Raw genomic sequence first — 24,414 nt, 5'->3', positions numbered from 1 at the left:
GTTCTTTAACACAATAAATACGCTACTCTTTCAAAGAAAAATCTGCTTTATCCAGTGTTAAATTCGGATTATAGTACGGATCTCCATTTTCTAAAAGTTCTCCCCATCGTTCTCCAAATAAACCTATCTCCTGCTGGAATCTTGCTACTTTATCTGCGGAATCCTCCTGCCCTCTGGATTTTGACTCATAATGATAGAACTGGGCATATGGATTATATACTACAAGATAGCCCGCTTTTCTTACCTTCAGGCAAAAATCAATATCATTAAAGGCTACCTTAAATTCTTCATTTAAGCCCTCTAATTCATCAAATACACTTCGTCTTACCATCAGGCAGGCTGCCGTTACTGCTGACAAATCCTGAACGCTTATAATTCTTGAAAAATATCCATTATCATCTCTGTCCTGTCCGATAAAGGCATGTCCTGCAACACCGCCAAATCCAATGATAACTCCGGCATGCTGAATGGTATTATCTTCAAATATTAACTTTGCTCCCACAATTCCAACATCAGGACGCATGCATACATCCAGCATTTCTTTGATGCTGTCCGGTTCAATCATTTCTGTATCATTGTTCAGAAGCAGGACATATTCCCCATTTGCCTCTTTTGCGCCAAAATTATTAATTCTTGAATAGTTAAACTCTTCCTTGTAATATAAAACTCTGACATTATCCCTTTTCTCAATCTCTTTATAATAAGCGAAGGTCTCTTCTTCTGTACTGTTATTCTCTACAATGATAAATTCAAAATTCCGGTATGTGGATTTCTCTTCAATGGAATCCATACATTTTTTTAAATCCGCAACATGATCCTTATTTGGAATCAAAATAGATACTAGCGGCTGCTCCTTCCAGAGATAATGGGTACGGTACATCCCATAGAAGGGTCCCTGCTCCACTTCTGCTGGAATTCCGATTCTGTCATAATGTGCTTTTACCGCTTTGCATCCGTTTTCGAAGGCATATAACTTGCTTTCCGGATTCTCGGAGGTTGACTGTGCATGACACCGCCAATGATACAGCACCTTGGGAATATGCACGATATGCTCCGCTTTCTCGGTACAGCGTAAAATAAAATCATGATCCTGTGCACCATCATAACAGCTTTCAAATAGCCCCGCCCGCTCCATCACATCTTTGCGAACAACAAAGAGATGACAGATATAATTCATAGTACACAACAAATCAATATTATAATCGGATTTAAAATGTGGCTCAAAAAACTTCTTTCCACTCATATCCACTTTATCTTCGTCCGAATAAATCACATCTGTCTGCGGCTCCTTCTGTACCGCTTTTGCACACTGATACAGTGCTTCCGGAGAAAGTAAATCATCATGGTCCGTCAGCACAACAAAATCACCGTCTGCCATTTTCAATGCTTCATTGGTATTGCCGGCAATTCCCTCGTTGCTGTCTAAAAGGCAATATTTAATCCGTTTATCTTTTGCAATATATTCCCCGACAACAGACTGGAGGCTGTGCTCCCTGCCACTTCCATCCGCAAGGCAAAGCTCCCAATTCGTATAAGTCTGTGCCTGTACCGATTCTATCATTTCCCTCAGATATTTTTCTTTTGTCTGGTACAGCGGAACTGCAATGGAGAAACATGGACCATTTTCAAATACTTCCTGTCTCTGACGAGCCAGTTCTTCTTCCTTCACACCATATTTTTTCAGAAAATCCTCGTATGATACAGTATCCTTTTTTCCCTGCATTTTTCTAATTATTTTACGTATTGTACGTTTTACACCATACTGTTTCCAATAACATATCCCTTTTTGAAACAGGCTTACTGTATCATGCCCACTTTCACCATGTCTCACTTTATCCAGAGACACGATATACTTATTTTCTTTTTCATTTGCATATAAATGTAAACTGAGTTTTCTGCCATTTTGTTCCGGTACATAAATTTCAAATCCGCATTTTACCGTTTCTTCTAACTCAGGAAATACATCCATAACATCTTTTCGATATTTCCACTGAACATCTATCGGAACATTTTTTCCATCTACCTGTGCCTGGCACTTTGTCTGTTCTCCAGCCACACACCATCCTGTCAGTACAAATTGCCCATCTTCCAAGCGTTCCATCTCCAAATTTCCATCCAGATGATTTATCATCTTCTCGAACTGTTTTTTATTAACATGATATACTTCTGTCTCTTCTGTTCCAAGGCAACTACATATTTTAAAATCTACTACAGTTTCTTCCGGTAACAATAATTTTCCAGTGATTTCTTCTCCTACATTCATCCGGTATTGCAAGTGTCTTCGTCTTACCTCTGCACCACTGGTAATCGTATATTCCACTGGAATTTCTTTTTGATTCAGATACACTTTTAATGTTCGGTTTTCCGGATTATCTTCCGGGAAAAATCCCCGAATAATCAATGTTCTTTCCTCCCGGGCATATAATCTGATACATTCTACTATAAAGTTTACTTCTGCCATAGTTGCCTCCATTTTAAAAGAAATCATAGCTTTCTATATTGTACCAAAAATAAACCGGATGGTCAAATAATGACCACCCGGCTTCTATGCCTTTTCTATTCTTTTAATACTTGTATAACTGATTCATATAATCATTTAAAATACTATAACCATATCCTTTTTCTGCAGCCCAACCAAATCCAGATGGATTTTCTGATATACCAAGCCATTCGATGTATGGAGCTGTACCAGAGCGGTTTGCTGCAAACCAGGAACTGTAACGTTTATCTACAACAGGATTCGCAAAGGTTGGATTCTTTACTGCATACGCTTTTAAATGCTGCACATGCGCCCGGATTCCTTCTCTTACATTCTGATAAGAATCTCCATTCGTGCTTGCATCTGTTACACCCATTCCTGCGAAATTAAACTGATCAATTTTTACCTGTCCGGTAAATTTTAAGAAACCAGTCTCCTTCATTGCCTGGGTGAATGCCAATGCCGGATCCACTCCTTCTGCCGTTGCTTCATCATAATAAACCTGGCAAAAGCTTCTGATATCAGGAACATTGGCATTTCCGTAGTATGCCGGATAAGAAGCTTTGGCATTATAATAATTTACCATCTGATTTACTGTTGTAGTTGATTTTGTTATTACAGAATGATATATCTGTGATTCTGCATTTCTGCCCTCTGCCTTACCATTCTGGATATAATGCATATAATATGGCTTTAAATCATTGCCAAACGCTTGCTGCAAATCCATGTAATTGTTTTTATATATCTGAACGTTAAACTTCTTGCTTGCCTGACGTCCCTCTTTCATTCCATTATTTACAAAATGGGCTAAAAGGTCAATGTCATCTCCCTTGAAAGCAGATTTCAAATCACTGTATTTACTGTTGTAATAGTTGTAATCATATACCGCAGAATAATCCGTTCCATTGTAAATTGTTACCGGATTCTGAAGTACCTTGACACCGGCAGCAGTCCGCCTTTCTTTTTTGCCACTATTCATATAATGAAAATAATAACTCTTTAAGTCCTTACCAAATGCCAGTCTTAAATCCTGATACTGATTCCGGTAAGAGAAAACATCAAAATCAGCCTTTGCCTGACGTCCCTCAGCCATCCCACAGTTTACAAAATGGGCAAGCAATCCTACTTCATCATTTGTATATATTCTTGCTAAATCACTATATTTTTTGATATAAAAATTGTAATCATATACCGCAGAATAATCTACTCCATTATATGTTGTTATTGGATTCTGAATAGATTTCACACCTGTAGCTTTTCTTCCTTCTGCTTTACCATTACTAATATAATGCATATAATAGCTCTTTAAATTATTTCCAAAAGCTACTCTCAAATCCTGATATTGATTACGATAAGAGAAAACATCAAAGCTGTCTTTGGCCTGACGGCCTTCACTCATTCCACAATTCACAAAATGAGCAAGTAATCCTATATCATCATTCGTATATATCTTCGCCAAATCGCTATGCTTTTTCAGATAATAATTATAATCGTATACGGCAGAATAATCTATTCCATTGTACGTCGTTATCGGCTTTTGTAATGTATTTACACCTGTGGCTTTTCTGCCTTCTGACTTTCCACTACTAATATAGTGCATATAATAACTCTTTAAATTATTACCAAATGCTGCCCTCAAATCAGGGTACAGATTCTTATATGAATATACATCAAACTGGGAACTTCCCTGGCGTCCTTCTGCCATACCATACTGTATAAAATGCTGTAATAATGCACTGTCATCATTGCCAAATGCTGTCTTTAAATCAGGATAGCGGTCTGCATAATATGCAGCATCAAATACTGCTGAATATTCTTCCGGTTTCTCTTTCTTTAACCCAAAATACTGTGCAATTCCGGTTGCATCTGCCACACCAAGTTTTTTTAATCCTTCATCATTGGAAAGAAAGTTAGCAGCATCTGAAGAATTAGACATAAAAGCATGCTCTACAATAATTCCAGGGATACCATATTCCTTACAGTGTCTGATTACTGCATAATAATCTGCTGCCGAACCATCCGGATATTTATCCTCATTTGCATTTCTTATCTGTGTCCCTCTGCCTTTTAATCCGAGGCTGGTCAACTGTTCTAATATACAGGATGCTGCAGAGCCACCCACCTGACTGGTCCATGGGTTATAATTCTGGTTCGGATACCAGATTTCTGCACCGGATGCACTGGATGCACTGGAATAATTATTATGTAGAGAGACAAAAAGATTTGCTCCCATATCTCTTGCTATATCAGCTCTCCGCTGGAGGCAGGATTTATTATCTCCCCCACCATTCGGGCAGGAGGCAGAATCTCTCGTCATATATACAGTCACACCATAGTATTCTTCCAGTTCCGCTTTACAATACTGTGCAATTTTCAGATTCAGCTGTGCTTCCACGAATCCATTTGCAGAACTTCCGCCATGGGTTCCATCGTGCCCCGGGTCTAAGACAACAACCACATTTCCATTATAACGTGCTGTGCTTATTCCGGATTCTGCTGCTTCTGCTTTCTGGGTTGCAATGGCATCTGCAATCGAATCTTCTGATGTCTGATTGCCATTTTCATCAAAGCTTACTACATCCAAATCTACATCTGTGGTCGCTTCATCTACTACTTCTGCATCCGGATTGGTCTCTACTTCTGTATTGACACCAAACCTAACATCCATTCCTGCATCAGATAAACGAATCTGATATTCCTGACCATCTTTTTCATAAATGATAGTATCCAATGCATATTCACCGGTACGGCTCTCATCCGCAAAAGTCTCTGAAAATCTGAGACCGTTTCCATCTATCTCTGTGGCTGCCATCTCATAAGCTGCTCCATCAGATACTCTATGATACAGTAATCTGCCACCACTAATAGCTAAATCTTCATTTCCGATATTGGCAACTACATTCTGTGTACCGCCAACTGCTATGTACGCATTATCTAATACCAGATAATTCAGTAAATCTTCTGCTGCCAATATATCTGCTGTCACTGCATTTTGTGCGTCCGCACTCTGTGCTTCTATTTCTGACTTTCCGGCAGCTTCTGTTCCATCAGTCGTTTCTTCTGTAGCGGTTGTTCCTTCTACTGTCTCTGTCGTTTCCTGCTCAGTGTCTGTAACACTCTCCTGTCCGGTAAGGGCTGTGTCTACTACTGTTTCCTCATTGCTCTGCTCTTCTGGCGTTACAGTATCATGTGTTTCCTGCGTTTGTGCTGCATACAGATATTCTGTAGGCAGACTGGTAAGAATTGTTACTGCTGCCAGCAAAAGGGCTGCTTTTCTGCTCCATTTCTTTTTCATTTTGTCTTTGCTCCTTTACTGCTTTACTACTTGTTTCTTTTTACTAACTATCTATTTTAACACTTTATCTGATTATGGCAACCACTTTTCCCATGAAAGACTGCCTGCCGGCTGGCTTGCTGCTGATGGAAAATACTGTCTGATACAGTCGGCAATAATCTGCTGTTTCTTTGGGATAGGATAGTCTGCCCTCATCATATAGTCCTTCTTATAGGAACGGAACATATAATCTGTGAATGTTTCTGCCCGGTCTTCCCTTCCATTGGTCTTGGCATAAGCAGAAATATAATATTGTTCTTCACATCCTCTGTTATAGTCCGATGTGGTATAATCATTATTTGTACTGTTCACTTCTGCATCCGGTTTGATTGCTTCCGTTGCTTTTAATGGTGATTCATACTGCTGTGTGGAAACATTCCATGATTTTGCTTCTATATAATATTCAATCAGATGCATCATTTCATGATTAAAGGTTCTATCAGACAGGAAAAAGGACTGGGATGTATTTAGTGCAATAAACATCTGATCTCCATACTCCCTGCTTGTCACTCCTGCAAAAGAACCTCCACCGGCATCCAAATTATGTACCAGCTTTATGGTTACTGTAGTAATATCCTGCATGTCTGTAAAAAAACCTTTCGGATATCTTGCCATCTGTTCATCCACCATTGTAATCCATGTAAGCGTTGTCTCCGAGTCTGTCTCTCCGGAACAATAAGTATCCGTCCAATAGAAGCCTGCCGAATCTCCAGTCAGGACTGTCACGCCATAATCGTTACTGATTTTTGCAACCTTTGCTTTAATCTTATCCTCCGTTGTTTCCGGCTCTTCCGGTTCCGGACCTGGAGCCGGGCTTGGCTCCGGATTTGGTTCTGGCTTCGTCGGTGTACCAATCTTTGTTACTGCATTTCTGCCTTCCTTTTTACCACAATCTATGTAATGAAGATAATAGCTCTTATTATCATTGCCAAATGCAGTTCGCAAATCACTGTAATTGCTCTTATATACATTCAGTATAAATTCGCTGCTTGCCTGTCTTCCCTCTTCCATTCCGCATTCCACGAAATGGCGGATTGCTGCACTGTCGTCTCCGGCAAATGCTTTCTTTAAATCACTGTATTTTGAAATATAATAATCATAGTTATATACGGCTGCATAATCTTTTCCATTATATGTTGTAACCGGATTCTGCAATGAAGTGACACCGGTTGTCTTTCTTCCTTCCCTCTTACCACAATTCATATAATGCAGATAATAGCTTTTCAAATCATTTCCAAATGCCTGTCTCAAATCTGCATACGCATTCCGGTATGATGCTACATCAAAATTCTGTGCTCCCCGGCGTCCTTCTGTCATTCCATAATTCACAAAATGTGCCAGAGTACTGATATCATCATCCGGAAATGCCCTTGCAACATCCGGATTCCTGCTGATATAGTAGTTGTAATTATATACAGGCGAATAATTTACGCCATTATATACTGTAACCGGATTCTGCAAGGTTGTAACACCGGCTGCCTTTCGTCCTTCCTTCTTACCGCAATTCATATAATGCAGATAATAACTCTTTAAATCATTTCCAAATGCCTGTCGTAAATCTGCATAAGCATTCCGATAAGACTTTACATTAAATTCCGCACTTGCCTGACGGCCTTCTGACATTCCGTAATTTAAGAAATGTTGAAAAAGTGCATTTTCATCATTTCCAAATGCTATTTTTAAATCCTTATTATTCTTTGCATAATAGGATGCATCAAAAACAGGTGCATACGCACTTTTCTCCACCTGATAATTGACTTTATCCAGATTGATTTTCTGTTCTGTATCTGTCAGCCTCTCTGTACTGATTGCCGGAGTCTCACAATCTTTCTGCCCCGCATAGAAATGTTCTGCATTTCCACCCGTCCATATTGTCACCACTGCCAGCCCCAATGCAAGCTGTCGTCTCCATGTTTTTCTCATAAGTATTTTCTCCATATTTTTCTGTTTGCATAACTGTTTGTATTGTAACACGATATGAATCTACTTTAAAGAATTACTACTTGTCATTATGAAAATCTTAAGAATTTTGTCACAAAATGGGAAAAAGCTGCTGCACCGTCAAATTTCATCTGCCTGTGCAACAGCCTTTCTTATCTGCATTCCAATCTATGCAGCTTTTCTTCCTTCATTTTTACCATAGTTTATATAATGGATATAATACTGTTTCAAATCATCGCCAAATGCGGCTTTTAAGTCTCCGTTTTTCTCACGGTAGGTCAACACATTAAATGCTTCACAACTACGACGGCCTTCCTTCATGCCATAATTCACGAAATGTGACAATACAGCCAGATCATCATTTCCAAATGCTGCCTTGATATCCGGATTTGCACTCAGATAATAATTAAAGTCATATACTGCACTGTAATCAACTCCATTGTATACGGTAATCGCATCAATGCTTGTTACTTTTCCAGTTGCCTGACGACCCTCTGCTTTACCGGAACTCATATAATGGTAATAATAAGCTGCCAAATCATAGCCAAATGCACTTCTCAAATCTTTATAGCGCATACGATAAGAATTCACATCGAATTTACTGCTTGCCTGGCGACCTTCCTTCATACCATAATTCACAAAATGAGCAATCGCAGCAAGGTCATCCCCGCCAACAGCTTTCTTCACATCTGTATTCTTGTTCAGATAATCACTCATATTATAAACAGCGGAATAATCTACTCCATTGTATACAGTTGTTCCCTGAATAGACTTAGTTCCAGTTCCTTTCCGGCCTTCCGCCTTGCCATTCTGTATATAATGAAGATAATAAGCACTCCAGTTTGTACCAAACGCACTCCGTAAATCAGCATATCGATTGTAATAAGAATTCACATCAAAGTTCATATTTCCCTGACGTTTTTCATTCATGCCGCATGTCACAAAATGAGCCAGTGTACTGATATCATCATTTGGAAACGCCTTTGCAATATCTGGATACTTCTTAATATAATAGCTGTAATTATATACTGCGGAATAGTCTACTCCATTATATACGGAGACACCATCCGTAATCGCCACATCACCAGTCGCCTTACGTCCTTCTGCTTTACCATTTGATATGTAATGCAAATAATAAGAGCGTAAATTATTGCCAAATGCCATCCTTAAATCCTTATACCTGTTCTTATAAGAGATTACATTAAAGCTTGATTTTCCCTGACGTCCTTCTGCCATTCCGCAGTTAATAAAATGCATAAATGCCTGATTCTCATCTGCACCGAAAGCTGCTTTAATATCCGGGTAGGTTTTCAAATAATAATCCACATCAAATACTGACGAATAATCCACTCCCTGATAGTTATAGTCTCTATCTGTAATTACTTTGTCATTCTCACAGACCGGAACACTATAGCTGCTCCACCAGCTTTCTGCTGTATGCGACCACTTGCTATATTCATCACTGTAATTATCTGACACATTAAAATACATATAACCATAGACGGTTCCCGTTTTATCATCTTTATCATCATCCCAGGTACAATCCACTGCATACCATCTGCCATACAATTTTACTTTGTTCCACTCATGACTGCTGCTGGTAACACATACCGTCTGAATACCAACTGCATTGCAAAGCATTTCAAAGGTTTCCGCATAACCGGCACATACTGCTTTACCTTCTAACAGAACTCCGGCACTGCTCTGATGATAGCTTCCCGCCTCAGAGTACCAGCAATTCCGCATAATAATGTCATGTGCTTCCTGCTCCATATCAAGAATTGTCGCTTTACTCTTAATCGATGCTACCCATGAATCCAGCTTGTTTTTAATTCCATTCGTCTTATCCGCTCTTGCACCTCCATTTGAGCAGGTATTGTAAACGCCTAATGCCAGTTGATATTTACCATCTGAATTCACACCATAAAGCATCTCCTCATTTACAAAATAGAACTGCGGATTGGACATCTGGAGAATTTTTGCTACTTCCAGTGCAGTATCCAAATCCAGACTACCGATTGAAACAAAGCCCGAATGATAATGTCTCGTAGAATCAAAGGTCTTATAGCCGGCGCTCTTATTTCCTGTAAGGAATGACATATTCACATCATAAAGTGCCTGATAGAACTGCTTCTCTGCACCAGACATCTTACTATAATAATAGTCGGAGCCATATACTGCCCAGTAAGATGCATCTGCTGCATTATACTGTGCCCTGACTATTGGTAAATCTTCTGCTTCATCCTCATCAAGTTCTCCGACATTGATGGCCTTTGGCTGCTCATAGCCACACTTCTGTGCTTCATCAGCCACCCCATTGTCTGTCTCTTCTGCCCAAACCGCCATATCCGGCATCATGGTTACTGTCATAAATAATGCCAGTACCAAGGCAATTAATCTGTTTCCCACTTTTTTCTTCATAGGTGCCCTCCATAATTTTTTATTTGTTTACACATTTATATAATCTCATGTTACTTGTTTTGATGACTTTTTTCAACACAATGCTTGTTCTAATATCTTTTCATAAAAGGTTCCCGGAAAGTATTCCAGCAAAAATAACGGAACCGAACTTAAAATTGCTATTTCCCATTTGCTTACAAAATTTTTCTGCTGACTCTGATAAATATCCTGCTGTGACAAATATTGAAACAATTCCTTATAAGATGCAGTTTCATATTTTCCCTGAACAATACAGTTTGCTTTCTTTATTGCCTGCTGGCACAGATACTGCCAGTCTTCATATGTATACTTCCGAAAATCCTGAAACTCTTTCATATCTGAAACTATATTCTTATATTTTCCTGCTTCTTCCAAAGATACGCTGCACCTTCTGTAACAGCAGTCTTCTTTTTTATTATCCCGTATTGCTTCTACCATCGGATAATTGATATACAACTTTCCTAATTCTGTCTCGTTATCAAAGGTCTCTAACATCTCCCCCAGTACAGCAGTTCCATCCGGATCTGTTGCACTCAAATTACAATTATGTCCATCATAGTCGAAAAAGAGATATATCTCCGAGAAATCATCCCGGCTATATCCCTTTAGTTTTTCTGCTGCATCCTTATTATATTCACGAATCAGCTCTATTAAATCTGTTTCGTACTCATCTTTCTGGATTTGTTTCCACAGCATATAAATATTCTGACCTGCAGGAAATCCAACAAAAACAATATTGGCTCTGTTTAAAAAGAAAATCTTCTTCAAATTCTCAATCAATATCCGTTCTGTCTTATTCCCCTCATAGATAACTGCAATACAATTATTTTCCATCAAACGCCCCCGCCTGGTACATCTTTCTCAGATTATGTGCCTTGCGTAACTCCTTCTCCGTTGAATCTGCAAAAGAACGAATCTGTCCATCGACAATCTGCATATAGCAGTCCGGTCTTAACAAATCATTCGTCATAATTGCAGTATTGTGTGTTGTAAATAATGCCTGAGTATGTTCCATTGCCAACAACTCCCGCACTACCTGCTCTGCTAATGTATCATGATAAAATGCATCAAACTCATCAATAAATACAAAGGATGCTTCTTTCATCTGAATCAGCCAATAGTAGAACAATGCCAGTGAACTGGTTCCTCTTGATGCAATCCGAAAGAAGCTTACATCCCTTTTTCCAAACCGGCAGAATAACCGCTTGCTTCCATCAATCTCTTTTGCCACCAATTCATATTTAATTCCCACTGATGCTAGGAATTCCTGAAATTCTTTCACATAGCCTCTCTCAATAATTCCTTCTCCAATATTTTCACTTCCTACTGTAAATCCCTGGTAACTATTCTTTGCCAAAGAACTGAACATCAGCATATGCTCAACAAAATCAATAAAAGTTTCAAACGTATTATTCTCATCATTATCATCTAAAACCGTATTGCGGGCAATATATTTCACAAAGGAAATGTTTTTCTCTGCCAAATCTGTATTAAGATTCTCTGCACCTTTCAGCAGAACTTCTCCCTTATTTGCTCTATAATCAAAAAAGATGACTCTCTTTCCATCTATCTCTACATCTTCTTTCACAAGAAACATTGTTGGGCTTTTTCTGTAACTGTACTCAAGAATATGCTCACCAAACCGAAATTTGTAATAAAATTCCACATATCCTCGATGCTCTAAATTCGCATATGGAGAATAATCTTCACTTGCTTTTTCCTTATCTGTCAAATGAAGAATCAAGTCAAAAATGGCATAACCAAGATTTGTCTTTCCGCTGGCATTCTCACCGTAAATCAAAGCGGTCTTAACAACACCATCCTGGACAGCCTCTTCACTGAATTCATAATTGTTTGTTCTGCTTAAATCTAAAATCAATTCATCTTTAAAATTTTTAAAATTCTTTACGTGAAATTCTAATAACATAGATTCCTCGCTTTCTCTCATTACATCCATAATAACTTACTTCTCAGTCCTTTTCAATAGCTGCCGTAAAAAAAATACGGCAACTGTCAAATTGTTACTATGATGTAGTTTGTGCATTTCAGAATTTTCTATCCTAACATTTCATCCTTCAAAATCGTATCCTCTGCCACATCCACCTTCAGCGTGCGTCCAATAATTTCTTCCATCCGTTCCGGAGAAATTCCGGTTCCCGGTCTCTTGAAGGTCAGCATTTCTCTTGTGATTACGGTTCCTTTGGCAATATCGCAGGTTGTTACCAGAGAACGTCTTGCATTCTTTCTGGCAGTCTGCTCTGTCTCTAAGCAGCATAAATCACCTTTGCCACGAATGGTATCAATAAATTCAATTCCGGAGAGAATCTTTCTTGCATCCTCCGGATCCATAGCATGATAGTGATCATTTCCTTTTAAGGTCTTGTCCAGGGTAAAATGCTTCTCTATCACTACCGCGCCCAGATTGTACGCTGTTTTGATTACATCTGCGCAGGCATCTGGCTTCGTATGGTCTGAATATCCGATAATCAGATCCTTATACTTTTCTTTCAGGCTTGCTATCTTATTTAAGTTGGCATGCTCATACGGAGTCGGATATTCCAGTACGCAATGCAGGATGCAAAGCGGCTGGTTATTTACCTTACGGACTGTTGCTATCATGCGGTCAATCTCATCCTCATTGGCTGCGCCTACAGAAATAAGCATTGGTTTATTTTTCTTTGCCTGATATTCCACAAATGGAAGGTTGTTCATATCGGATGAAGATACTTTATAGACATCCATCATCTTATCGAGATAATCTGCAGATTCGATGTCAAATGCAGTGGATAAAAATTCAATGCCGATTTCGTCGCTGTAATCCTTCAGCTCCTGATATTCTTTTTTGCCAAACTGGTCAAATTTCTGGAACAACTCATGCTGGGATGTTGTGGTCTCTTCCGTGGTATCCCAGTAAGATGGAGAATCCTTTGCTGCCAGCGTATCAGCTTTATAGGTCTGGAATTTTACTGCATGGATTCCGGCATCCTTGGCTTTCTTGATCATTAACTTCGCAGCTTCCATATTGGAAATGTTCATTTTCTTTGCAATGTCATAATAATTTACACCAATCTCTGCAATCAGTACTGCTTTATGTGTCAGAGCACGTTCGATAATTTTACTCATATTCATTTCTCCTTTACTTCTCTGACTTTTTATATTCTGTCAGTTTCTTTGACAATGTGATACATGGCTTTTCCACGCCCCAATGGAGAATTGCCGCCAGTAAAATACTTGTAACCAATACAATAATCACTTTTTTCGTCCATCCCATTTCCGTAGTATTTAACCGCATTAAGATTGGGAAATGAATGAGGTACAGCGGAAAGCTGATTTCCCCAATCCATTGCAGGACGCGGCTCTTATTAAGCCATGCTTTCCATATTTTTCCTTTTACGATTCCAAGAATAATAAGGCACCACAATCCCCCCATCAGCAGATATTTATTCTGCAGATAAGCAGATGGCTCTATTCCCCATAACTTCTGCCGGAACCACGGTGTAAGGGAAAATAATATTACTACCAGTGCCAATACAATTACATCTGCTCCTACTCTGTTTTCCTTCCAGTTATTCCAGAAGTCCCAGATAATTGCAAGAAGCATTCCCATTAAAAATACCGGAACATACCACCGCAGCTGCGTGGAATTTTCTGTGTATGTGGTAAACGGAAATACTACTGACAGTGCAATTCCAATTCCTGCGATTATTGCAAACAGCCATTTTTTATTCCTTATCATCTGCTGCAACAGCCAGAACAGCGGTGCAATCAGGAAAAATTTCATAATAACCGGCATATACCAGAAATGTCCGAATCCATCTACCAGCAACAAATGCCGCAGCAGTTCCTTTCCATCCGGAATAAATCCCAGTCCCATGGAAATCAGCAGAACTGCCAGATATGGTATCATAATCCGGATGATTTTCTTGCCATAATAGCCCATAAGATTCCGCCCCTTCAAAGCCTGCTGCCTCTGGCAGAGCGGATACAGAAACCAGAATCCACTGAAAATCATAAACAGCCAGACACCTATTTTGCCGCAGCCGTTAAAATACATTCCATAATTTGTCGAGCTTGCGCCAAGATGTGCTGCCAGTACGAAGAGGCAGCCTATTCCACGCAGGCTCGAAAGCCATGCTATGTTCTTCTGCATATTTGTTCTCCAATTAGTCTCACTTTGGTCTCAATGGTCTCATTTTTAGTCTCAATGGTCTCACTCTTGCTACCAAAATCTATTCTTCGTCCTCCAAAATTAATCCGATTACCCTCTTAATACCGGATTTCAAGTCATGACGCATCATCAGGCTTTGCATTTCCTTTCGAATCTGCGGTGTCTCAACCAGCCAGCGGAAGGTTGTCTCAATGGTTTCATCTGCCACATTGATTCCAAGTCCAAGATTTAAGAAGCCGTTGTTCATCTGTGCAAAGGTGTGCTTCATCTCACGCTCATTCTGAGCCATAACCACTGCAGGTACGCCCATGGTGGCAAGCTCATAGACAGTTCTGCCCTGAGAAGTAAATGCCAGGTCTGCCTTGCCAAAAAGGTCGCTGATGTGTTTTAAATTCTGCTCTACATAGATGCCTGCTATTTCATCTGTCTCAATCTGATTTGCTTTCTGGTCATACCCTACGCCCAGTGCAAAATGGAATTTAATCTCAGGATAATCCTTATGAATCCGCTTTGCCATCTCATAGATTCTCTTGGTAAAGTTCGAAGGGTCTGTTCCACCGAAGATAACCACTATATTCTGCACCTGTTCATGAAATACGGATGGTGTGGCACAGAAAAATTCATCCCGAAGACATACATAATTGGATCCCCAGTAATAATTATCTCCTCTGGTATGATCTTCATACAGAGCATTAATCACTACATCTGCATAATCGGCTCCCTCGCCGAGATCTTCTATGGTTACGACACGTTTCACATATTTCTTTAATTCTTTGATGTAATCTGCTTCTGTATTAAGGCAGTCATTTACTACTACGTCCGGCTTCCATTCCTGCACGAATTCCATGAATTCTTCGTCACTCTTAATGGTATGTACCGGCATATTTGCTTCCTGCAGTTTCTTCAGTCCCGGTTCATGCTGCTCTTTTGTCACAAAGAGAATCTCCTGTCCGGTCAGATTATATGCCAGTGTCAGGCAGTGATAAATGTGTCCCATTCCAAGCTCTTTGTATCCATCTGCCCGAAGAATAATCCGTTTCTTTTTCAGTTCATACTCACACAATACCCAGTCGGAAGCAGCATCAATATCTACTGCCTCACGCTCCGGCATCTCATAGACAGAAACCTTCTTTCCAATGCGGCTGTTTACCTCCATACATTCTCTTCTTGTAATCAGAAATGCACCTGTCTCAAGATAGTTCGGCGGTAACTGCTGACGGTTCAGACGTTTCTCATAATTCGGTACATAACAGCCATCTTTCTTCGTCCAGGATAAATGCGGCTTATTTACCACACTGATATAAGTATCATCGGAAGAAGCCAAAAAGCTTTCCAAAGCCTTATCCAAGGTATCAGAAGAAAGTAACGGTGATGTTACCTGTAAGGTAATTACCACATCATACTGAATCCCTTTCTTCTTTTCCATAGTGCAGACTGCATCATAGATAACCGGGTCTAATGTCACGGCATCCTTTGCCAGTTCACTGTCTCTGGTCATGGTCTCTACGCCATAAGAAGAAGCTATTTTCAAAATCTCTTCATCATCAGATGAAACTACAACATCATCAATACTTGAACAATTCTTTGCATTATGAATTGCATAATAAATAAGTGGTTTTCCATTCATCAAACGGACATTTTTCCGTGGTATTCCTTTTGAGCCGCCACGAGCCGGTATTACTGCCAAGACCATTATCTTATCCTCTCTGTTGTTATTGTTATACTTCTGATTATTGTTCAATCGCTGGGATTAAATAATCACTTCCTATTATAATATTTGGGTCTTCCTGTTCAAATGTCCCATATATATGAAAATTAATCCTTTCATTTTCCTTATATTTTTTCAACTTTACATTAACTTGAAACTGTCCATCTCCATGATCCACAAAATTATACCATATTGGCTCCTCATTACCTTTCCAGACTGCCACAGATAGGTCATGATACCCTTCCGTTACATTTGAGACTGTTACTTCTGCCATGTGTGTTTTCTGCTTATAGTCTATATTCAATTGAGCATCACATTCTTTCTTCGAATATTTTCCTCCCATATTTTGATAATTTTCCGCTAAACTTTCATCGTTAAAACAAACAATAAATTGATTGTCTTCTAACACAACATATTTATGTATAATATATTTTTCTGGAATAGCGGCATCAAATATAATCACTCCACTTTCCGTTATATTATCGCAGGTTGTTGAATTAAATGTTATATCTCCATCTTTTAACATCTTTATCATATGAGAATCTTCTCCCACATAAAACATGTCAACATCCACTTTTTCATTGATATCATAGCAAGTATTAATTACTTCATCATATTCTTTCATTGGTGTTATATATTTATAATCAAACAACACCTGACCACATATTATCAATATAATGCATAAAATAATTAAATAACATTCCTTCTTTTTAAATATCTTTCCCAAAAGAATCCCGATGCCAACATTTATGAAAGGGATAATATAATAACCATTTACAACCAAAAAAGCAACCGCACAAATCGCCAAAACTGTAGCAATTATCCAACTCCATTTCTTATTCTTTATAAACTTGAAACAGCAATACCAAATTGCAAACGCTGAACAATATATAAGAGACATTTTCAAGCTGTAATTTTTACAATTAATATATGGCAAGCAAACCGTAATTACTGCTATAAACAGATTGACTGTTCTGCCTAGGTCACTGCATACCTTGTCATATAAAAAATACACAATTACAATTTGTAGTATCATCATCAATGATAATATAAATATTCTCGAAATATCTTTATTAATGACAAAAGAATTATACGTATGTAATCCCAATAATAACCCAATAAGTATTACTCCAACATATGTCATCCTCTTCTGCCAAAGTGTTTCCTCATTAAAATTCACACTATTATAATTTGTCATTCTTTCAATTGCCGGTAATTTTGCCATCCATGTAAATATCTTGTCTGAATATATATACATCAATACTGATATTACTGTCAAAATATCTACTGCCAGCGAGCTATTCAGCATTTTTGCGCCATGTCTATATTCGCAATCATACATTATATCAATAACGCTAATGATTTCCATGCCAAAACATGCCACCATAAATGTAAACGAAAAATCAAATTTTCTTCTTTTTTCATTGGATATATAAAGCCAAAATAGCAATGAAACAACAAATAATATTATCAATATTTTCACATTACATACGCAAGCTGTTATCGTCCATATACATCCTCTTATTATTTTATTTTCTGCATAATTTATTTTATATGTATCAAATGCATACATTACATAATCCACAATTACAATAGCTGACATTAGATACATTAACAGGTCCAATGAAACACATATATATATATTTCTATATACTAATGAACTGACAAAGTATACTGATACAAGAACAGACAATATTTTTATAATATAGTCTGCACTATTCACAACTTTTTCCCTCATATCATATTTCCTTCCTTACAAACTTACTTTTTTATTTCGTACTTGAACCCTTTTTTATAACGAACATAACTATCCAAAAAAATGTTCCTCCAACATCAAGCACCAACAATGGTATACTGGCAAATGCAGTTCTTGAATCATATAGGTTTCTGTCTCTGGAACTTTTACTACCACATCCGAAACACTTGCAAGTTCTCCACCTTTTGCCCCCGTAAGTCCAACAATCTTAATTCCCAATGCTCTTGCAACAACAGTTGCACTTATAATATTTTTACTATTCCCTGATGTAGAAATTCCAAGAAAAACATCCCCTTCTCTTCCATATCCGAATAATTGCTGTGCAAATACACCAAGTCCATCCACATCATTAATATACGCAGTAGTAAGTGCTTCATGTGCAACAAGTGGAATAGCCATCAGACCACATTCCAGATTTTCAGCTAAAGATGGTCCTCTCTCTGAATCCACCTCACAAAGTTTCTTGGCAAATTCTGCTGATACTTTTCGCGGAGTTTTAAAACGTTTCATAAGCTCTCCCGCAATATGTTCTGAATCAGCAGCCGAGCCACCATTGCCTGCAATCAAAAGCTTATGGTTATTTTCATAAGCCTCCTCCATAACTAAATAACCATCTATTATATCCTGCCTGCACAACTCTAAAACAGGATATCGCTGTATCAACAAATCAATATGTTTCCCTAATTTTTTTTCTAAATGTCTCATATTTCTCCTTCATAAAATTCTAATTAAGAATTTTCGTAATTACCTCAAGCAAAGATTCACCTGTTATATCAGCTTCTATCAGCTTATTTTCACGTTTTATATATCCAGTCTTACACCTAGCATTTTTTCCAGCCAATACATCATTTTCTCCATCACCAATCATCCATGATTTTGACAAATCAACATTAAAATCAGTTGCTGCCTTCCACAACATCCCAGGTTTTGGTTTTCTGCAATCACATTCAAACTTCAACTCTGGTATTTCACCATCATATCCCTTGTCTGGATGATGTGGGCAATAGTAAATTGCATCTATATATGCACCTTTCTCTCCTAAAAGTGTTTCCATCTTATTATGAATCTCTTCCAGTTCTCCATAAGACACTTCGCCTCGTGCAATTACCGGTTGATTAGTCACTACAATAGCCAGATAACCTGATGCATTAATTTTTTTGATTGCTTCTATCACGCCTGGTAACAATTCAAATTCATCAATATTTCTCAAAAATCCTACATATTTATTTATCGTACCATCCCGATCCAAAAAAATAGCCTTCTGCTTATTTGACAAATTTTTTGCCTGAACAATTCCTTTTTCATAATCTTTGCATACACCATAATACCTTTCTGGTGTCCCCATATCTTTTACATATTCCGGGCTATCGTATACATACATCTTTCCTGTTCCAGATAATGGTTTCAAAATCTGACGATCAAGGTCAACTTTTCCAATGGGTACGATTGCCATCTTATCACTATGCACTCCTGCATCTGAGGCAACCATCTTCTCATCATCTGCCAGTAATTTCAAATATTCATCTATAGCCCTATTCGCAATAACATGTAAGCCCGCATTCACTCTATTCTGATACCACCTAGGTCTCTTATCCTCTTTTGCCAACCATTTGTCCACCTGTTCGTTGCGATTAACAATAATAAGTCCACTATCATAAGGATGTGCATTCGGATGAGTAAATAAAGTCACTTCAGCCTTCTTTTCTCTGTGAAATGTTACCATTCTATTAAAATCAACGTCAAATATAGCATCTGCATTTAATAGTAAAAACGAATCATCTCCAGATTCTTCTATTTCCTGTCTCAACCGGAATAATGCCCCAGCATTGCCCAGCGGCTCTTTTTCAAAGTAATAACTAATATGCACTCCCAGCTGACTTCCATCCTTGAAGTAATCCATAATTACTTCTCCCATATGACTCACAGTAAGGATAATATCTGTAAATCCCTGATTTCTAAGACAGACTATTTCTCTCTCCAATACCGGCACTCCACATATTGGAATCATTGGTTTTGGTATATCTTGGGCAATAGCTGAAATACGAGTTCCTCTACCACCTGCCATTATGATTGCTAACATTTATTCTTTTCTCCTAATAAATATTTCCACTTGGTATAACAATAGTATTACCTTCGTTAGCATAAATCACTTGTCCATTAATGCATGAACTTAAAGGTGCTACTAAAAACAATGCTAACTCCGCAATTTCTTCACATGTAATTAATCTTCCACCTAATGCAGGAAATGATAATTCGTCACCTGTTGTCCTTCCCGCAATCTTTGTAGCAACTCCACCTGGGGCAATTGCATTCGAACGAATTCCATATTTCCCTAATTCTACTGCAAGCCCCTCTGTATATTGCATAATTATATTTTTCGAAAAACCATATGGATTTGTGCCTGCTACTTTTCCTGTCTCAGACGAAATATTTAATATAACTCCTTTGATTTTTTCTTCTATAAAATAATTAGCCACTCTGTTTGTAGCGAAATATGGTCCTCTGATATTGGTCGACATTATCTCATCCCAATCCCGTAACCTGCATGAACTGTAATTAACATCCCTATATATTCCGGCATTATTAATCCAAATATCAACTTGTCCCAATTCATTAAGTACTTGTTTGAATTTTTCTTCTATAACTGTGCAATCGGATATATCCCAATTCAAAACGCTGACTTTATCTCTATCCACTGCATCTGCAAAGTTATGTAATTTTACCTCATCTCTCCCTGTTATCAAAACTCTTGCCCCTTGACTAATACACTTGCGGGCAATAGCTGCTCCAATCCCTTCAGAACCACCAGTAATAACCACACATTTATCTCTTAGCAAATTTCCACTTTGAGTTGTTGAAATATCTACATAAACCTTTTTACCAAACATTTTTTTTAAAGTACGGCTAATTTTATTCATGGCTGGTCTCCTTCCCAATATCCATTTTTATATAAATCATTCTCTAATTTTTCCATAAAAACTCGTCTTCCAGTCTCAGATAACCAATCAACTCCATTCCAAAACAAATTATTATCATCTTGAAATGTATCATCCAGTCTATAATCTAAATGTAAAACATTATTTTTTTCTGCTATATCCTGAAAATTCGAATAGTAAAAATTTTGTAAAAATTTTTCAGAAAACATTTCGTTCATCTGCCGTGCCATAGGGCCAGTCACAAAAACAAGTTTCCATCCCTGTGCTTTACATTTATCCACCAATCTTTCTAATAACTTTCGATTATATTCAAAGCATGGTATTAAATGAGTTGTATCTGCATCTGTCAAATTCTCTAATTGAAACTGTTTCTTCCAGACATCACAATGTTCCTGTGCTATTTTTTTCAATCTTTCTTCAGATACAACACATTTTTGATATGACCATTCTGAGTCAATTTTTCTATTTACAATACTATATATTGCTTTTTTCCCTGCATACAAAATTGGATATTTTACCGCAATTATATACTTGAGAAGCGAATATTTTTCTATTCTATCTTTGGGCAGTTCATAATAATACTTTGCAATTTGATTCAATGATGTATAATTTTTTAAAGCAAATAAACCAATAGGAAAAAAAGCAACCACAATTGTATCTCGTGGAATATGCTTCGAATAATTTTCCAGTAACTGAATATCATAATATAAAGATTGTGGTGCACGGGCCAGACTAACTCCCTCATTTTTAAAGTACTGAAATGCAAATCTGGCATGTACACTTCCCAAATTAACCATTTTGATTTTGTCGGACCAATATATTTTTCTCACAGGACGATTCTCAAATTCAACTAAATTTTGATAATAAAACGAATTCTTATATCTATAATTCAATAAAATGAATACCATTATTATCAAACATAATATTCCTAAAACTATCATTTATTTACTTCCTTCATCTATATGGATTTTAATGCCTTTTTTTCCTCATCAGAACTTACCATATAAGCAAGTGCTATATATAACACTGTATAAATTATTCCCCATATAATCATTTCAAACTTATTTGTAATACCAATTCTATTAGAAATAACATATAATACTATGCTCATACATACCATTGAAGCAACAATTGGCACAATATTTTGGAAATATCTTTTTACATCCAAGCCAATCGTTTTCTTGAGATATGGGACTATAAACACACACATTCCTATAACATACGCTGCTGTTGTAGAATAGGCTGCACCTTTTATTCCTAATGGTTTAACTAATACATATGTTGCCACAACATTAGCCAAAAATATCACAAACTCACACACCAAAAAATATGTCTGTTTATTTATAGCTCTTAAAATCAAGTGTCCGCTTCCCATTAATGAGCTAAATAATGTTCCTACCATCACTATCATGCTAGTAGTCCATGCCAATTCATACCTAGAATCAAGCCAGATATCTGTTACAAAAAACTTCCCTACCACTAAATATCCACCCAGTATATAGAACGCAATAAATGCTTGTAACCGGCTTATCTTTATCATCACTTCTGTAGATTTTTCTTTCGGGTTGTTCTCACTAAATTTCATAACTATCTTTGGAAATATCATTGTACTAATAATTTGTGTCATACTGTTAAAAGCTGCTGAAATAATGGCTCCTGATGAAAAAATAGAAACCATTGATGCATTTAAGCGCATACCAATTATTATCGAATCGGTATTCCATATCAGCTGTTCAATAATAAGATTTAAAAAAAACAATAGTGAATATGAAAAGAATTTTTTAGGAGAAATAGGCATATTTTTATTTATATTGCAAAAGCCAATTTTCATTTTCCCTTTACAAATCGCATATAAAAAGTTTGCACCAAATGTAAATATTGATACATACAAATCTATATACGCTATAAGTGTAGCCGACTTTCCTTTGTTTATCAGCGAAAATATCAATGCTACCCTCAACAGATATTTCAACAAATCCACTGTTTTTACATATGCATATTTCTCATATACAAACAGATAAGACATATATATATCTGTTAGAATTGAAAAAACAGCACTAATTAACAATATAATAAAAATATTTCTAGCGAGCTGCAAATCTCTCGTTGATAAGCTGCTGGAAAAAAAATTAGGGATAAAACGGAATATCAGACATCCAACTAAAACAGCAAATAATCCCGCCACAAAATTCAATGCTGTTGAAAATGAAACTAATGCTTTTGCTGCATCTCCTTTATCTTCACCCTTCGCTCTCAATTCTGACAAAAAACGTATCAATGTGTTTCCTACGCCAAAATTTAAAATAATCAAATATGCCGCTAACGACACTATAATTTTATATATTCCATAATCATTATCGCCAAACATTTTTATCAAATAAGGCGTTACAACAACTGTACTGATCATTTGCACAAAAACTGTAGCATAGTTAATGACTGTTCCATATACTATCTGTTTATTCTTCATTTTTTCCACAACCTTTATAGCCATTAATTTTATTTGCCAATACCGTTGGTAAGTAATATTTTACCTTTTTCTTCCATGACAAGGTTTTCTGAATTGCTCTTTTTAATCCTTCTTTCTTATACGTAATCAAGAAGATTTTATCTGCTTCATCTCTTACCCTTGGTTCAGTCAAACGCTTATTGTATTTTTCAACCTTTGAATATTCTACTTTTTCTAGATAAACCTGCTCTTTAACAAGTTTTAGCAATGCCTTCCCCTTAGCTGTATTTATGCATAATATTGATGTTCCTTTAGCATTATAGTATGGTTCTTGTGGTGATACGCCATGATAATCTCCTAACGTAATGTCCGAAAATCTATTTTTTCCTCGTACATAACAAGAAAAACAAGATTCTCTTTGCATATAATGGACTGCTATCCCCAAATCAGTTTCATAAAATGCCCTGACATATCTCTTCTTATTATCAAATCTAATATCGCTCCATTGTGGTATCCAATTTATCCCCGCCGGCAATCTTAAATTAATAGATTTTACAGAAGACTTGTATTTTTTTTCTAAATTTTCTATATAGTTTTCTAGAACTGAAGGTGCTGTTGGTCCCTGACACACAAGATCAATCTTATACAAAATGTCATATTCTTTTCCCAAAAATGTTGATAAAGCTGCAACTTCACAAGGACAACCCACAAATAATACAGGAGTCTCTCTTTCTAAACATTCTTTTATTCTTTTATATATCAGGTTCTTCCTGCTTTGCACATACTTCGAGCGTTGCATCCTTTCTAGAAGTTCTTCTCCTCCCAATTCATGATGAACTCCCTTAAAATCTTCATCCCAAATAACGGCACATACCTTTCCATTGGGATACATTTTCATGAATTCATCTGCAAAAATTCTAAATAACCCACCTGAAGAACTACTATATACTATCTGTTTCTTTTTTGAATATCCTGCATAAGTTTCAATTTCATCTATGTTATTCTCCTGCTTATCTTTTGCCCTATGGCATACACTAGTACATTTTCCACATGCAATACATTTCTTATAATTTGTATATGGATAGAAAAAACCACTTTCATCTTTTCGCATCTCCATAGCTCCAACAGGGCATATATTCGCACATGCTTCACATCCAGTGCATTCTATTTTTTTTATATAATTAAAAGTAAATGCTTCTTCCAAAAT

16 protein-coding genes are annotated in these 24,414 nt (G+C 37.2%); all 16 read right to left on the bottom strand.

Annotation, left to right across the window (positions count from 1 at the left end; translation table 11 throughout):
- Window positions 1-22 precede the first annotated feature (22 nt).
- On the bottom strand, window positions 23-2,461 hold the full coding sequence (locus LKD41_RS04690; RefSeq protein WP_227700546.1) for a glycosyltransferase family 2 protein: 2,439 nt from the start codon (window positions 2,459-2,461) through the stop codon (window positions 23-25).
- Between the two features lie 103 nt (window positions 2,462-2,564).
- Entirely contained in the window at window positions 2,565-5,774 is a 3,210-nt protein-coding gene (locus LKD41_RS04685) for an N-acetylmuramoyl-L-alanine amidase (protein WP_227700545.1), read from the bottom strand.
- A 72-nt stretch (window positions 5,775-5,846) separates the two neighbouring features.
- Window positions 5,847-7,736 (bottom strand): hypothetical protein, encoded by a 1,890-nt coding sequence (locus LKD41_RS04680; RefSeq protein WP_227700544.1) that lies wholly within the window; start codon window positions 7,734-7,736, stop codon window positions 5,847-5,849.
- Window positions 7,737-7,922: 186 nt separating this feature from the next.
- The gene (locus LKD41_RS04675; protein WP_227700543.1) at window positions 7,923-10,175 is read right to left on the bottom strand and encodes a transglutaminase domain-containing protein; all 2,253 of its coding nucleotides are present in this window, start codon (window positions 10,173-10,175) and stop codon (window positions 7,923-7,925) included.
- A 72-nt stretch (window positions 10,176-10,247) separates the two neighbouring features.
- Entirely contained in the window at window positions 10,248-11,027 is a 780-nt protein-coding gene (locus LKD41_RS04670; RefSeq protein ID WP_227700542.1) for a hypothetical protein, read from the bottom strand.
- Entirely contained in the window at window positions 11,017-12,150 is a 1,134-nt protein-coding gene (locus LKD41_RS04665; RefSeq protein WP_227700541.1) for an AAA family ATPase, read from the bottom strand. Before LKD41_RS04665 ends, LKD41_RS04670 begins: the two co-directional genes overlap by 11 nt.
- Window positions 12,151-12,248: 98 nt before the next feature.
- Window positions 12,249-13,316 (bottom strand): N-acetylneuraminate synthase family protein, encoded by a 1,068-nt coding sequence (locus LKD41_RS04660; protein WP_227700540.1) that lies wholly within the window; start codon window positions 13,314-13,316, stop codon window positions 12,249-12,251.
- 13 nt (window positions 13,317-13,329) lie between these two features.
- Window positions 13,330-14,343 (bottom strand): acyltransferase family protein, encoded by a 1,014-nt coding sequence (locus LKD41_RS04655; protein WP_227700539.1) that lies wholly within the window; start codon window positions 14,341-14,343, stop codon window positions 13,330-13,332.
- Between the two features lie 79 nt (window positions 14,344-14,422).
- Window positions 14,423-16,054, bottom strand: coding sequence for a cytidylyltransferase domain-containing protein (locus tag LKD41_RS04650; protein WP_227700538.1), 1,632 nt, complete (start codon window positions 16,052-16,054; stop codon window positions 14,423-14,425).
- 37 nt (window positions 16,055-16,091) lie between these two features.
- Window positions 16,092-17,807 (bottom strand): hypothetical protein, encoded by a 1,716-nt coding sequence (locus LKD41_RS04645; protein WP_227700537.1) that lies wholly within the window; start codon window positions 17,805-17,807, stop codon window positions 16,092-16,094.
- A gap of 69 nt (window positions 17,808-17,876) precedes the next feature.
- The gene (locus LKD41_RS04640; protein WP_118056486.1) at window positions 17,877-18,530 is read right to left on the bottom strand and encodes a D-sedoheptulose-7-phosphate isomerase; all 654 of its coding nucleotides are present in this window, start codon (window positions 18,528-18,530) and stop codon (window positions 17,877-17,879) included.
- Between the two features lie 19 nt (window positions 18,531-18,549).
- The gene (gene gmhB, locus LKD41_RS04635) at window positions 18,550-19,905 is read right to left on the bottom strand and encodes a D-glycero-beta-D-manno-heptose 1,7-bisphosphate 7-phosphatase (RefSeq protein ID WP_227700536.1); all 1,356 of its coding nucleotides are present in this window, start codon (window positions 19,903-19,905) and stop codon (window positions 18,550-18,552) included.
- Between the two features lie 13 nt (window positions 19,906-19,918).
- Window positions 19,919-20,743 (bottom strand): SDR family NAD(P)-dependent oxidoreductase, encoded by an 825-nt coding sequence (locus LKD41_RS04630; protein WP_227700535.1) that lies wholly within the window; start codon window positions 20,741-20,743, stop codon window positions 19,919-19,921.
- Window positions 20,740-21,702 carry a hypothetical protein gene (locus tag LKD41_RS04625; protein WP_227700534.1) on the bottom strand — a complete coding sequence of 321 codons (963 nt, stop codon included), beginning with the start codon at window positions 21,700-21,702 and terminating at the stop codon, window positions 20,740-20,742. The genes LKD41_RS04630 and LKD41_RS04625 overlap by 4 nt, the downstream gene beginning before the upstream one ends.
- Window positions 21,703-21,719: 17 nt before the next feature.
- Window positions 21,720-23,228 (bottom strand): oligosaccharide flippase family protein, encoded by a 1,509-nt coding sequence (locus LKD41_RS04620; protein ID WP_227700533.1) that lies wholly within the window; start codon window positions 23,226-23,228, stop codon window positions 21,720-21,722.
- Window positions 23,218-24,411, bottom strand: a complete 1,194-nt coding sequence (locus LKD41_RS04615) for a Coenzyme F420 hydrogenase/dehydrogenase, beta subunit C-terminal domain (RefSeq protein ID WP_227700532.1) — start codon at window positions 24,409-24,411, stop codon at window positions 23,218-23,220. Before LKD41_RS04615 ends, LKD41_RS04620 begins: the two co-directional genes overlap by 11 nt.
- Between the last annotated feature and the right edge of the window lie 3 nt (window positions 24,412-24,414).

Source organism: Roseburia sp. CLA-AA-H209 (genome assembly GCF_020687575.1).
In the GTDB taxonomy this organism is placed as follows: Bacteria; Bacillota; Clostridia; order Lachnospirales; family Lachnospiraceae; genus Roseburia_C; species Roseburia_C amylophila.
Note: the sequence above shows the minus strand (reverse complement) of the source record. Positions and strands in the feature narration are given on the sequence as shown.